The sequence below is a fragment of the Verrucosispora sp. ts21 genome (genome assembly GCF_002879555.1).
In the GTDB taxonomy this organism is placed as follows: Bacteria; Actinomycetota; Actinomycetes; order Mycobacteriales; family Micromonosporaceae; genus Micromonospora; species Micromonospora gifhornensis.
In genome coordinates this window covers 1-13065 of sequence record NZ_PNOZ01000047.1, presented here as the reverse complement: position 1 = coordinate 13065, position 13065 = coordinate 1, and the positions used below count along the sequence as shown (strand labels likewise).

Annotated in this window: 11 protein-coding genes; 7 read left to right on the top strand and 4 right to left on the bottom strand. The window is 70.5% G+C overall.

What is annotated here, in order from left to right:
* Positions 1-10: 10 nt before the first annotated feature.
* The gene (locus C1A38_RS20205; protein WP_158244918.1) at positions 11-1489 is read right to left on the bottom strand and encodes an amidase family protein; all 1479 of its coding nucleotides are present in this window, start codon (positions 1487-1489) and stop codon (positions 11-13) included.
* Positions 1490-1810: 321 nt separating this feature from the next.
* Between C1A38_RS20205 and C1A38_RS20200 the strand changes: the two genes are divergently transcribed.
* Positions 1811-2917 carry an alcohol dehydrogenase catalytic domain-containing protein gene (locus C1A38_RS20200; RefSeq protein ID WP_102659323.1) on the top strand — a complete coding sequence of 369 codons (1107 nt, stop codon included), beginning with the start codon at positions 1811-1813 and terminating at the stop codon, positions 2915-2917.
* Positions 2918-3024: 107 nt separating this feature from the next.
* Here the strand turns inward: C1A38_RS20200 and C1A38_RS20195 are convergent, their stop codons facing one another.
* Positions 3025-3870: a phytanoyl-CoA dioxygenase family protein gene (locus C1A38_RS20195; protein WP_146017586.1), complete on the bottom strand. Its 846-nt coding sequence runs from the start codon at positions 3868-3870 to the stop codon at positions 3025-3027.
* Between the two features lie 283 nt (positions 3871-4153).
* On the opposite strand from C1A38_RS20195, the gene C1A38_RS20190 reads away from it, so the two are divergent.
* The 4 genes from C1A38_RS20190 (at position 4154) to C1A38_RS20175 (ending at position 8243) form a co-directional block, all read left to right on the top strand.
* Positions 4154-5230 (top strand): TauD/TfdA family dioxygenase, encoded by a 1077-nt coding sequence (locus C1A38_RS20190; RefSeq protein ID WP_102659321.1) that lies wholly within the window; start codon positions 4154-4156, stop codon positions 5228-5230.
* A 9-nt stretch (positions 5231-5239) separates the two neighbouring features.
* Positions 5240-6469 (top strand): argininosuccinate synthase domain-containing protein, encoded by a 1230-nt coding sequence (locus tag C1A38_RS20185; RefSeq protein WP_102659320.1) that lies wholly within the window; start codon positions 5240-5242, stop codon positions 6467-6469.
* Between the two features lie 5 nt (positions 6470-6474).
* On the top strand, positions 6475-7191 hold the full coding sequence (locus C1A38_RS20180) for a cyclase family protein (RefSeq protein WP_102659319.1): 717 nt from the start codon (positions 6475-6477) through the stop codon (positions 7189-7191).
* Positions 7192-7586: 395 nt separating this feature from the next.
* The gene (locus C1A38_RS20175) at positions 7587-8243 is read left to right on the top strand and encodes a helix-turn-helix transcriptional regulator (RefSeq protein WP_158244917.1); all 657 of its coding nucleotides are present in this window, start codon (positions 7587-7589) and stop codon (positions 8241-8243) included.
* A gap of 119 nt (positions 8244-8362) precedes the next feature.
* On the opposite strand, the gene C1A38_RS20170 is transcribed toward C1A38_RS20175, so the two are convergent.
* Together C1A38_RS20170 and C1A38_RS20165 are read right to left on the bottom strand one after the other, a co-directional pair.
* The gene (locus C1A38_RS20170; RefSeq protein WP_102659317.1) at positions 8363-8587 is read right to left on the bottom strand and encodes a hypothetical protein; all 225 of its coding nucleotides are present in this window, start codon (positions 8585-8587) and stop codon (positions 8363-8365) included.
* Positions 8588-8871: 284 nt separating this feature from the next.
* Positions 8872-9339 carry a VOC family protein gene (locus tag C1A38_RS20165; RefSeq protein ID WP_102659316.1) on the bottom strand — a complete coding sequence of 156 codons (468 nt, stop codon included), beginning with the start codon at positions 9337-9339 and terminating at the stop codon, positions 8872-8874.
* A 106-nt stretch (positions 9340-9445) separates the two neighbouring features.
* Here C1A38_RS20165 and C1A38_RS20160 point away from each other — a divergent pair, with 106 nt between their 5' ends.
* Together C1A38_RS20160 and C1A38_RS20155 are read left to right on the top strand one after the other, a co-directional pair.
* Entirely contained in the window at positions 9446-10462 is a 1017-nt protein-coding gene (locus C1A38_RS20160; RefSeq protein WP_102659315.1) for a helix-turn-helix transcriptional regulator, read from the top strand.
* 285 nt (positions 10463-10747) lie between these two features.
* The coding region (locus C1A38_RS20155; RefSeq protein ID WP_233196918.1) for a S8 family peptidase at positions 10748-13065 on the top strand (2318 nt) is incomplete at its 3' end.

Below are 13065 nucleotides of genomic sequence, written 5' to 3'. Positions count from 1 at the left end.
ACCTTCCCAGTCAGTGCTGCCCTGCCGGCAGCTCGTCGGCGGTCACCACGGTCAGCTCGGGGTGGCCGATGGGTGGCAGGACCGTGGCGAGTCGGCGGGCCACCGCCAGCGTCGTGCGATCCTGGAGGTAGTCGCCGGCCACCGCGATACCGATCGGCAGGCCCCGCGAGTCGACGCGGACCGGCACCACCGTGGACGGCAGGTAACTGACCCCGGTCAGGCCCGCCCAGACGATCTGGTCCCAGTACGGGCGCGGCACCCCGTCGACCGTGACGGTGCGGTCTTCGAAGGAGCGGTGGTCGTGCCGGGCGGCCAGGTTGGGGGCCACCGGCAGCAGGATCGCGTCGTAGCCGCCGAAGAACTGCCGCCACCGGGTCCGCAGGCGGGTCCGCTGGTCGTCGGCCTCCGTCCAGTCACGGTAGCGCTGGGCGACGTACTCGCCGCCCAGTACCGCCCGGGGTGGACGTCGTCCGGCGGCGATGTCATCGATATCGTCGGCGGTGTGTTCGGGCATCGCCACCGACGCCAGCAACCGGCGGAAGACGTGGTCGCTGGCGGCGAGCCGTACCCCAGAGGGGCGGGCCTCCTCGACCTGAACGCCGCTGTCGGCGAGCCGGTCCGCAGCCTCGCGCAGCGCGGCCCGGACCTCGGCGTCCACCGGGCAGTACGGGTCGTCGAACCAGGTCGCCACACGGCGCACCGGACGCGGCGGCGGCAGCGACAGCCGCCAGGCCGGCGCGTCCCACGGGTGCGGTACGGCGATCGCCGTCAGGGCGGTCTCCAGATCCTCGACAGTGCGGGAGATCGGGCCGACCACCGCGATGTCCGCCTCCCGGGGCTTGAACGGGTACGGCGGCACGTGGCCGACCATCGGCACCGCGCGGTAGCTGGGTTTATGGCCGAACACGCCGCAGGCACCGGCGGGTACCCGGATCGAGCCGGCCACGTCGGTGCCGAGTTCGAGAGGGGTGAACCCGGCGGCGACCGCACCGGCCGCACCGCCGGAGGATCCGCTGGTGGTGTACTCCGGATGCCATGGGTTGCGGGCCACGCCGAACAGCTCGTTGTAGGACTGTAGGTCGCCCGAGCCCGACGGTACGTTGGTCTTGCCGAACACGATAACTCCGGCGTCGCGCAGCGCGGCCACCGCCGTGGCGTCCTCCCGGGGCTGGTACGTCCGCAGGTCGGCCAGGCCACCGGTGGTCCGCAGGCCAGCGGTGGCGAGACAGTCCTTGATGGTCATGGCGACGCCGTGCAGCGGCCCTCGCCGTTCCCCCCGGACGGTCGCCTCGTCGGCCTGCCGGGCGTACTCCCGAGCCCGCTCGTCGATAGTGACGACCAGCCCCAACCCGGCGTTGAACTGCTCGATCCGAGCGAGCTGGAGGTCGAGGTACTCCCGGGCCGAAATCCGCCGGGCGGCGATCGCGTCGGCCACCTGCCGCGCCGACCACCAGCACGGATCCGGGCCGGGCTGTCCAGCATCGGGCACCGTACGCCACCTCATTCCGTCGTCGTCGGCAGATCGCCGCCTGCCCAGTCTTCGCGTCGCAGACCGGCCCGCGTACCCCTCTCTTCAGCCCTCGATCGGCCATGGCCAGGCGGGCCCCGGGCGGCAGCCGACCGGCCGACCATCGCGCCAGGGCGCCACGGGTGACCGTCGGAGCAGGGCCGATCGGCCGCCCGTCGGAGCAGGGCGGATCGGCGGCCGTCGGCGGTTGGTCGGCGGCGGGCCGCCTGGCCCAGGATCGCAGCGACCCCCACCAACTGCCGGTACGGTGCCCCGTGCCAGCCCAGTCGGGAAGGTGCGCTGATGACCATGCCAGGAACACGGGCCACGGAGCCCGGACGCCGCGGGAACCCGACCATGCGGGCGGTCGTCTATCACGGCCCGGGTTCGGTACGCGTCGACGAGGTGGAACTGCCCCGGATACAGCATCCGCGTGACGTGATCGTGCGGGTCACCCGCACCGCCGTGTGCGGTACCGACCTGCACCCGTACCGGGGAGAGCTGCCGAAATTCACGCCCGGCACGGTGCTGGGGCACGAGTTCGCCGGCACCGTCCACGAGGCGGGGTCACAGGCCCCCTTTGCCGTCGGCACCAGGGTCTTCGCCTCCGACGTGGTCGCCTGCGGGCGCTGCGACGCGTGTGCGCGTGGCTGGCACTACCAGTGTCCGAAGGTCACCCTCTTCGGGTACGCCGACGTGGTGGGGGCGCCGCTGCCCGGTGGGCAGGCCGAGTTCGTCCGGGTGCCCTTCGCCGACGTGGTGCTGGCCGCCACCCCGGACGATGTCACCGACGAACAGGCGCTCTTCGCGGGCGACGTGCTGACGACCGGGCTGGCCGCGGTGCACGGGGCGCAGGTGGCTCCCGGTGCCCTCGTCGCGGTGGTTGGCGCGGGCCCGCTCGGTCTGCTCGCCGGGCTGTGCGCGGTGACGGCCGGCGCCGCGCGGGTGGTGATCGCCGACCCGACGCCGGCGCGGCGGACGCGGGCGGCCGACCTCGGGTTCACCGCTGTCACCCCGGAACAGCTCGACGAGGTGGTACGCGACGACGGTGGCCGCGGCGCAGACGCGGTCATCGAGGCGGTGGGCAGCGACGCGGCGTTGGCCTGTGCGATCCGGGCAGCAGCCGCACACGCCACAGTCTGCGCGGTGGGCGCACACCATTCCGCCGCGATGCCCTTCCCCACCGGGCTCGCGTTCGCCCGCGAGCTGACGGTGCGGTTCGCTGTCGGTGACCCGATCCGGATGCGGGACCCGGTGCTGGCGCTGATCCGGTCCGGCCGGCTGGATCCGAGCCGGATCGTCACGCACCGGATGCCGCTGGGCGAGGCCGCTGCGGCGTACAGACTCTTCGACCGGCAGGACGCGTTCAAGGTTGTCCTCAGCGTCGACGGCGCCACCCCGACGGCCTGACCGCCCGCCGTCGGGCGGCCCGGGCCGCCGCGCCGCCCGAGCGGACACGGTCGGCCCACCGCCCGCGCCCTACCGGGCGCGGGCGGTGGGCACCAGCCGACCCGCCCTCAGACAGCCAGCGGAATGGGTACGACCGCACGCTCGGCGAGAAAGTCCGGGCGCGGATTCTCCACCGGCCGGGGCGCGTTGCGGACGCCGTTGTAGACCATCAACAGCATGCCCCTGTCGAACGGCGACAGATTGGGCGACGAGGCATGCAGCACGTTCGGGTGGAACATCAGCACGGATCCGGCCGGCCCCTTGGGACTGACCAGCCCGCCCGCCTCGGCCAGCCGACGGATGACGGTCCGGTCGACCTGAAACTTCTCGGTGGCGGTGAGGGTCGCCATCCAGTTCGGCTCGTCCTCGTAGCCGGCCGGCATGCTGTCGGTGTCCGTGCCGTCGAGCAGCCCGTGCCGGTGGGAGCCGGGGATGAACGTCAGCGGGCCGTTGAACTCGTTGACCTCGTTGAGGAACACCGTGACGTTGACCAGGTCCGGCCGCGGAATCCCGTCCCGATCCCGCCAGTTGATGTAGTCCTGATGCCACTCCCACTGGTCTCCCGCGAAGGCGGCCTTGAGGTTGACCTTTGACTGGTGCACGTACACCTCGTCGTCGAGCAGTTGCCGGGCCGCCCCAGCAAGCTCCGGCGACCGGCTGACCCGGGCCACCACCGGATCGGTACGGTGCGGTCCATACACCGATCGCACTGTCACCCCGTCGCGTTCCAGTACCCGCTGCGGCCCCTCCTGGGCCAGGATCAGCGGGGCGGCCTCGATCAGTTCAGCCAGTACGTCGGCGGGCAGGTGGTCCCCGGGCAACAGCAGGAACCCGTCGCGGTGGTAGTCCGCCACCATCCCGGCGGTCAGCGGCGCGGGCCCTGCGGTGGTTCGCGCAGCATCGATCCCGGCCATCTGCGCTCCCTTCTCGTGTGCGAACGGACCCCGCCGGTGTCCGACGGTGGTCCAGCGGTCGGGGCCAGCGTCACAACGCGACACCACCCCGGGATACCCGCTAGTCAAACTCGACTGCCACGCCTGGGTCTGCTCCTCATTGCGACCTGGTCAGCTGGCCAGGTCGACCGCCCGCGCCTCCTGCGCTTCCGTCGGCCGGCTCACCCGCCGAAGGTGGAACGTGACGCGTCAGGGCCTGCTGGTCCGCTGATGCCTGAGCAATCTCGCCCGGAGAGTGAGTCAGATGAGCAGGATGGAGCTCGATGCCGGCGACCTCGATGAGGTCACCCTGACCCATGACGAGGCCGTGCTGATGCGCAGCCTGTGCGCCGAGGTCGTCGAAGCCCTCGGCGAGGCAGACCTGAGCACCCAGGCGGCGATGACCACTGTCGAACTGATCGGCTGCCGGCTGCCCGAGCGCCTGGTCGCGGCCCTGGTGTCCTTCCGCTGCAACAGCAGCTCGTCTGGATCTCTGCTGGTGCGCAACGTGCCGGTCGACGAACGGCTACCCGCCACGCCCGCAGACGGCTACCTGCCCGACTGGCGTTCGGTCGGCATCGCGACGGCCGCCCAGTTGATGGCCATGTCCCACCTGGGCGACATCATCGGGTACGCCGACGAAAAGCACGGTCGGGTCGTCCAGGACGTGGCCCCTATCGCCGGTGCCGAGAACCAGCAGGAGAACAGCGGATCCGCCTACCTCGAGTTGCACACCGAGAACGGGTTCCACCCGTACAAGCCGGATTTCCTGAGCCTGCTCTGCCTACGCCCCGACCACGATCGCAGCGGGCGCACGTTGACCGGCACGGTGAAGCGCGTGCACCCGCGGCTGTCCAAGTCCTGTGTGGCCACCCTGCGCCAACCGCTGTTCCGGATCCAGTTCAGCAGTTCGTTCGCCCAGCTCGGCTCAAGCGGCTACTCCGAGCCGGTCGCGGTGCTGGCCGGTCCCGTGGACGATCCGGAACTGACTGCGGACTTCCACGCGATGGAGCCGATGACCGACCAGGCGCGCCAGGCCCTCGATGAGTTGGAGGCCGTGCTCACCCCGTCGCTGGACTCGGTCGTGCTGGACACCGGCAATCTGCTGGTGGTCGACAACTGGCGCGCCGTGCACGGACGTTCCAGCTTCACCGCCCGCCACGACGGCACCGACCGCTGGCTGCGCCGATGCTTCGCCGTGGCAGACCTGCGGCGCTCTCGGGGGGTCCGGCTGGCCGGCTCACGGGTGCTCGCGCCGCTGACCACCATCCTGGCCGACCGGCCTACCGTACCGGCGTCGATGCCGCTGCCCGACGTCACCCACTCGGTCTCCCCACGGTAAGGGCTCCCGATGCGCCGTTTCATCACCACGCTGGACGAGTTGATCGCCCGGCCGCCCCGGCACCTGGTGCTGTTGTACTCGGGCGGTCTGGACGGCACCTACCTGCTCCACCTGCTCAAGGACGCGCCGGTCCGGACGACGGCGCTGAACGTCCGCATCGGGGCGCCGGACGACGGCAGGGCCGGGGACCTGGCCGTCCGGTTCGGCGCGTCGTACCAGGTGGTCGACGTGACCGAAGAGTTCTTCACCGAGGCGGTGCCCGCCGCGATCCACGCCGACGCCTACTACCAGGGACAGTTCCCGGTCGGGTCCACGCTGAGCCGGCCGTTGATGGCCCGGGCGGCGGTCCGCGTGGCCCGGGACGTCGGCGGCGACGCCGTCGGGCACACCGCGACGTACATGCAGAACAGCACGGCCCGGCTGGGTCGCTCCGTCGTCGCGCTGGAACCGACACTGCACGTCGTCGCGCCGTTCCTGGGCTCCAACGTGACCCGGGAGGAGAAGCAGGCCAGGCTGGCGGAGGTCGGCGTCGACCTGCCCGATGCGGTGCACAGCATCGACGTCAACCCGTGGGCGCGGGTCATCGAGAACGGCAGCCTGGAGAGTCCGGAAAACCGCCTGGACGAGTCGGTCTTCACCCTCACCCGGCACCCGGTCGACTGCCCCGCCGAACCGGCCGAGCTGAGCCTGACCTTCGCGGCAGGGTTGCCCGTTGCTCTGGACGGCACCGCGCTGCCACTGCACGAGATGGTGACCGGGCTGAACGAGTTGGCCGGCCGACACGGCGTCGGCCGCTACGCCGGGCTGGAGGACACCGCGTTCGGGGTGAAGAACCACGAGGTCCGGGAGTCGCCGGCGGCAGCGGTCATCACGACCGCCCACCGCGCGCTGGCCAACGCCGTCCTCGACCCGCGCGAACACACCGTACGGACGCTGCTCTCGACTGAGTGGACCACCACGGCGGTGCAGGGCGGCTGGTTCAGCCACCTCGGACGTACGCTTCAGCGGTGCCTGGCCGAGCTGGACGAGCCGTTGACCGGCACTGTCGAACTGCGGCTTTACCGGGGTTCGGTGTCGGTGCTGAGGCTGGACACGCCACACGGGCTGCATTACGCCCGGCTCGGCGTCGACTTCCACGACTGGATGGACGACTACGGGTACGCCTCTTGGCACCACCTGATGACCCTCGCCGACACCGTCCGCACTGCGGTCGACGGCGACCCACCACATCGGAGGTAACCTCGATGAACAGAGCGGTGGCACCGCAGCCCCACCCCACCGGATCCGGGTCAGGTGCCCGTCTGGTCGACTTGTCGCACGTCATACAGCACGGCATGACGACGTACCCGGGTCTACCCGGCCCGTACATCGAGGATCACCTGTCGCGGGAGGAGTCCCGCGCCCGGTACGCGCCGGGCACCGAGTTCCAGATTGGCCGGGTGACCCTGGTCGCCAACACCGGCACCTATCTGGACGCGCCGTTCCATCGTTTCGCCGACGGTGACGACCTGTCCCAGGTGCCGCTGTCGCGGCTGGTGGACGTCCCGGGTGTGCTCGTCGACGTCAGCGCCTCGTCGACGCCGGCTATCGGCGCGGATGTCTTCGACGGCCTGGCCGTCAGCGGCAGGGCGGTGCTCATCCGCACCGGCTGGGACCGGCACTGGGGCACCGCGGACTACGGCGCGGCGGGCCATCCGTTCCTCACCGCCGAGGCAGTCTCCTGGCTGGTGTCACAGGCCCCGGCGGTGGTCGGCATCGACTCGGTCAACATCGACGACATGGCCGACCTGCACCGGCCGGCGCACACCGGACTGCTGGCCGCGGGCATCCCGATCGTCGAGCATCTGTGCAGACTCGACGGGCTGCCGGCCGCAGGCTTCCGCTTCCACGCCGCGCCGGTCGCCGTCGCGGGCATGGGCACCTTCCCGATCCGGGCGTACGGGCTGATCGACCCCGTCTGACCCATACCGTCACCAGCCGGTGGGCCGCCATTCTCGAGCGATGGCGGCCCACCGGCTATTGCGGAGAAAGAGGCTGTTCAGCCACTGCGCACGTCAGGAGATGGACCGCCGCGGTCACCAATAGCACCATGAGCCTGTAGCCGATGGAGGTCGGCGGAGACGGCACACGCCGTCAAGCGGTCGACGTGACAGACGATCCGGACGACGCCTCGTCTCACGACAACGGCCACCGAGGCCGAAGGCGGACTCTCCGCGGCGACGCGGTTACCACCCTAGCCCAGGCACCTGCGCGGCGCCGCCTCATCCATCGGGCCTAGCCGATCGACGAGGGTACGACGTCCACGAGCTGACACCGCACAACCCAGCAACACAGCGGAGGTAGTGACATGCACAGCATGCTCGAGATTGACCGCGGCACACTTACCGTTGCGGTCCTGGTGGACAACGAAGTGTTCGGCCGGGGCATCGAGGCGGTGCTCGGTAGCGTGCCGGAGGTCTCGACCGTGCACCGCTGCGGCTCGCGAGAGGAGTACGAGATGCTGTCGCAGTTCGGCGGCGTCGACTTCCTCATCGTGGCGCTACCCGAGGCGCACTGGCTCGAGAAGGATGGTCGGGCGGTACGCGGCAGCACCCACGTCATCCTGCTCGTCGATGAGGCGGCTATCACCGACGTCACTCAGCTGGCCTCGATGCCGGTGGACGGCTTCGTGTCCCAGCAGCGCCTCACCGCCAACCTGCTCAGCGACACCTTGCAACGGATTCGTCGCGGCGAGCTGCCGATGCCACCCACGCTGACCCGTGCCCTGCTCGCCCGCGCCGACGAGCCGGGGCCGAGCACCCGTACGCGCACGGTGAACCTGACTGCTCGTGAGACCGAGGCGCTCAACCTGCTGGTGAAGGGGTTGAGCAACAAGCAGATCGCACGGCGACTCGCTATCTCCAGCCACGGCGCGAAGCGCCTGGTCGCGAGCATCATGCTCAAGTTGGACTCACCCAACCGCACGACCGCTGCGATCAACGCCATCCGGGCCGGTCTGGTGGACTACGACTGACCAGCGCCACCGCACGCCTGCCGAAAACCGCGCCCGATCACTGCTCGATGTCGTCGACAGGGAAGTTGAGCACCGCGTATGTGGCTGGTTGGTGATCCTCCCTGGGATACACGAGCACCTCACTGCCGGTCGCCCTGCCTCGCCGCGAGAGACGCCTCGCCGCGGCCATCCACCAGCATCTCAAACCCGCCGAAGTCGGGAGATCCTGACGGTGTCTCCACCGGGGCGAAGGCGGCGACGTACCAGGCGCGCAACCGTTCCGCGTCGGCCGTGCCGAGCAGGATGCCGCCGAGCCGGAGTCGTCCTATCCGCTTCTCCTCCTGACGCTTCCTGCGGACTATCATCCACCTATAACGCGGCGGGCGGGCACTCCCGCACGGCGCAGAGCTCGAGCTCCCCGATCACCAGCCCGTGCGTCCGGCTGGGATAGCCGGGACGGCTATGGGTGGCCGGTGATGCCGGCCCTCGCCGAGAGTTCCTGGATCACCCACTCTCTCGTCAGGGTGCTACCGGCGGAGCCTGGTGGCGATGATCTCCGAGGTGTCGGCGTGCCGAGCCTGCGCCGCTGCTGGCAACGGGACGAGGGTGTCGGGCTGGGCGTCGTTTCGTCCCGTTGCCAGGATGAGGATCAGGCGCCGGCGTACGCGGTGGCGACGTCGAGGATCCAGGTGATGCCGAAGCGGTCGGTCAGCATCCCGAACGCCGGCGCCCACTGCGCCGGGCCGTAGGCCTCGACGACCGTGGCGCCGTCCGCCAACTTCTCCCACAGCGCGCCGACCTCCTCGACGGTCTCCCCGCGAACGGACAGGAAGAATGGCTCGCCGGTCAGCGTCATACCGTTCTCGCGCCGGGTCGAGTGCTGCGACGCGCCGCCGGCGACAGTCTGGCCGGGCACGTCGTAGGCCATGACGCGGAAGCCGTCGGCGGCCGCGACCTGACCCCACACGACCTTGCCGGCGTCGGGCAGTCCCTTCGGCATCCCGAAATCGCCGTACGTGATGACCATGATCTCGCCGCCGAACACCGACTGGTAGAACTCCAACGCCTCCAGGGCGTTGCCCCGGAAGTTGAGGTGGGCGGTAGTGGTGATGCTCATGAGACTCCTGGTGAGAATCCCGGCCGGAGCGTCCGGCCGGCATCGCCCCAAGACTCGACGACTGTGGTGACAGGTTGTGTCACCTACTGCGGTTAGGTTCGCACCCATGCCGAAGACCTCCGCGCGACTGCTGGCGCTGCTGTCGCTGCTGCAGACGCGCCGAGAGTGGCCGGGTGCGCTACTGGCCGAGCGGCTCGACGTCAGCCTGCGAACGGTGCGCCGTGACATCGATCGGCTGCGTGAGCTCGGCTACCCCATCGCCGCGGTCAGGGGCCCCGACGGCGGCTACCGACTCAGAGCCGGCACCGAACTCCCGCCGCTGCTCTTCGACGACGAGCAGGCCGTCGCCCTCACCGTCGCGTTGCAGATCGCCGCCACGACGCTGGGCGACCGCACCGGGGAAGCGGCAGTCCGGGCGTTGACCACCGTCCGGCAGGTCATGCCGTCGCGGCTGCGGCACCGCGTCAAAGCTCTTCAGATCACCGCCGTCGACCGACCTGCCACCCGACCAGCCGCCCTGCCCGACACCGGCGCGCTCCTGGCGATCAGCTCCGCCGTGCACGCGCGCGAGATCCTCCGCTTCGACTACGGCCCCGAGGCCGCCGAGCAGCCACCGCGCCGCGTCGAGCCACACCACGTCGTCACCTGGGACGGGCGGTGGTACCTCGTCGCGTGGGACCTCGGCCGGTCGGATTGGCGCACCTTTCGCGTCGACGGGATCAGCCTGCGCACCCCCAACGGGCCCCGCTTCACGCCCAGGCAGCTACCCGGAGGTGATGTGGGCACCTTCGTCACCGGCAGGTTCCGCGGCGCAGCCGACGGCGTCACCGGTTGGCCCTGCCAGGGCACCGCGATCCTCGACCTGCCCGCGGCCGCAGTGGCCCGCTACACCCGCGAGGGGGTTGTCGAGGAGGTCGGCCCGGGCCGCTGCCGGCTCACGCTCGGCTCCTGGTCCTGGCCCAGCCTCGCCGCCGCCCTCGCCCGCTTCGACACCGAGATCGAGGTCGTCGGCCCCGCCGAGCTCACCGATGCCTTCGGCCACCTGGCCCGCCGCTTCGCCAGGACGGCCACCGGTCCACCCTCGGTGGGGCCTCTCGATCAGGTTCGCGCTCGTCGCCTCTGACCGCTTCGTCGTTGGTCTCACCCACAGAATCTTTCGTTGACAGCGAAACAATCATGAAGGATTGTGATATCGACGCAGGTCACTTCGCGACGTGCTGAGCCACAGTCGGCCGAAGGGGCACTCCCTCTCACACCGGGGCCCACCGACCAACGTCTCCGGTGGTCGTTCGCCGACGAGCGCCGGGCGATCCCCACGCGGTCGGTTCTGGGCGCGTGGCCCTCGCCAGGGAAGGTAGACATGACACCGGCTGGACAACGTAGTCGCTCCCTGCTCCGCTCAGGCATCGTGGCCGCAGCGATCGTGCTGGCCCTCACCGCAGCCGCCGCGCCCGCGGTGACCGCCCCGGCCGAGGGGCAGATCCTCGCCGCCGGCGGCCCGAGCGCCGTGACCGGCTCCTACATCGTCGTGTTGCGGGATGCCGCCGTCGGAGCCAAGGCCGTGGACACCACCGCCCGTACCCTCGCCGAACGGCAGGGCGGCAACGTCGGCCAGGTCTACCGGCACGCCCTGCGGGGCTTCGAGGCCCGACTCTCCGAACGCGGTGCCCGCCGGCTCGCCGCCAACCCGGCGGTGGCCTCGGTGACGCAGAACCACACGGTCTCCGTGGCGGACGTGCAGAGCCCCACCCCGTCCTGGGGTCTGGACCGCATCGACCAGCGCGCGTTGCCGCTGGACAACTCGTTCACCTACCCCCGGGTCACACCGGCCGTACGGGCGTACGTCATCGACTCCGGCATCAACGCGACCCACACCGACTTCGGTGGGCGGGCCGTGTCCGGCTGGGACTTCGTCGACAACGATGCCGAGGCCAACGACTGCTACGGCCACGGCACCCACGTGGCCGGCACACTCGGCGGCACCACCTACGGGGTGGCCAAGGACGTGCAACTGGTGGCCGTACGGGTGTTCAACTGCATCGGCCGGGGCACCTCCGCACAGGTGATCGCCGGGGTCGACTGGGTGACCGGCGACCACGACCCGGGCGAACTGGCGGTGGCGAACATGAGCCTCGGCGGCGTGGCGTACCAGCCCATGGTCGACGCCGTGCAACGGTCGATCGCCGACGGCGTGACCTACGTGGTGTCGGCGGGCAACGAGGACGGCGCCGACGCGTGCACAACCACCCCGGCCTCTGTCCCCGAGGCGATCACCGTGGCCGCCACCGGCCCCAACGATGCACGCGCAGCCTTCTCCAACATCGGTACCTGCGTGGACCTGTTCGCGCCGGGGGTCGACATCACCTCGGCCTACATCGACGGCAACACCTCCACCCGGACCGCCTCCGGAACGTCGATGGCTGCCCCGCACGTCGCCGGAGCCGCCGCGCTCGTCCTGGCCAACAACCCCACCTACACCCCGGCGCAGGTGACCCAGGCGCTCCTGGACGACGCCACCCCCGGCGTGGTGACCGACGCGGGCATCGGCTCACCGAACCGGCTGCTCCACGTCAGCGCCACAGTCCCGGCTGACGACTTCACCCTGACCGCCACCCCGGCCGAGGGCGCCGTCACGCCCGGTGGCACCGTCTCGACCACGATCACCGGCACTGTCACCCGGGGCGCCGCCCAACCGGTCTCACTGGCGGTCAGCGGCCTGCCCGACGGTGTGACGGCCACCTTCGACCCACCGAACATCTCGTCGAACGGAAGCACCACACTCACGATCAGCACCGCAGCGACCATGCTGGCCGGCAGCTACACCATCTCGGTGATCGGCACCGGAACCAGCGCGATCCGGCCGCTGGCCTACCAGTTGCGCATCGACAATACGCCCGGCTGCGTCGCATCGGACGGCACCGACCGCGTGATCAGCGAGAGCTACAACCTGCGCGCCCCCATCACCATCACCGGCTGTCCCGGTGCCGCCGCCCGCAACAGCACGATCGAGGTGCACATCGCCCACGCCAACATCAGTCAACTCGACGTGCGGCTGATCTCACCCAGCGGCGACTGGTACTACCTGTTGGATCACACCGGCGGAGACGCCACGCGCGTCGACTACACGTTCACCAACGACCTGTCGTCGGAGACGGCGAACGGCACCTGGCAGCTCTACGTCAGCGACAACATGAACCAGGGCACCGGGTTCCTCGACTCGTGGACACTCAACCTGGCGGGCGTCGACCTCCCGCCGCCGGCCTGCGGCGGTATCGCCACCGCCGACGTACGGATCCCGGAGAACGGCACGATCGAATCGCCGATCAGCGTGACCGACTGCGGCCGGGCACCGTCCACCACCAGCTACGTCGAAACCAACATCACTCACCAGTACAACCGGGACCTCCGACTCTCCCTCATCGCGCCGGACGGACAGGCCTTCCTGCTCAAGGAAAGCCTCGTCGGGTCGTATCGGGCACACTCCCGCGAAGCCTTCATCCTCGATCTGTCGAGCAAACCGACACCCGGCACCTGGAAGCTACGGGTCGAGAATGTCGCCCCGTACGCAGGCATGCTTGACGGCTGGAAGCTGACACTCGACGGCGGTCCGCCGGCCACCACCCCGCCGCCCACCACGCCTCCCCCGACCACGCCTCCGCCCACCACGCCACCTCCGACCACGCCTCCGCCGACCACCCCGCCCCCGACCACCCCACCGCCCACCAC

Excerpts from the sequence above, each read along its gene's own strand:
- C1A38_RS20180 (WP_102659319.1), top strand. The coding sequence starts at position 6,475 with ATGAACAGAGCGGTGGCACCGCAGCCCCACCCCACCGGATCCGGGTCA.
- C1A38_RS20200 (WP_102659323.1), top strand. The coding sequence starts at position 1,811 with ATGACCATGCCAGGAACACGGGCCACGGAGCCCGGACGCCGCGGGAAC.
- C1A38_RS20190 (WP_102659321.1), top strand. The coding sequence starts at position 4,154 with ATGAGCAGGATGGAGCTCGATGCCGGCGACCTCGATGAGGTCACCCTG.
- C1A38_RS20175 (WP_158244917.1), top strand. The coding sequence starts at position 7,587 with ATGCTCGAGATTGACCGCGGCACACTTACCGTTGCGGTCCTGGTGGAC.
- C1A38_RS20195 (WP_146017586.1), bottom strand. The coding sequence starts at position 3,870 with ATGGCCGGGATCGATGCTGCGCGAACCACCGCAGGGCCCGCGCCGCTG.
- C1A38_RS20185 (WP_102659320.1), top strand. The coding sequence starts at position 5,240 with ATGCGCCGTTTCATCACCACGCTGGACGAGTTGATCGCCCGGCCGCCC.
- C1A38_RS20170 (WP_102659317.1), bottom strand. The coding sequence starts at position 8,587 with ATGATAGTCCGCAGGAAGCGTCAGGAGGAGAAGCGGATAGGACGACTC.
- C1A38_RS20160 (WP_102659315.1), top strand. The coding sequence starts at position 9,446 with ATGCCGAAGACCTCCGCGCGACTGCTGGCGCTGCTGTCGCTGCTGCAG.
- C1A38_RS20165 (WP_102659316.1), bottom strand. The coding sequence starts at position 9,339 with ATGAGCATCACCACTACCGCCCACCTCAACTTCCGGGGCAACGCCCTG.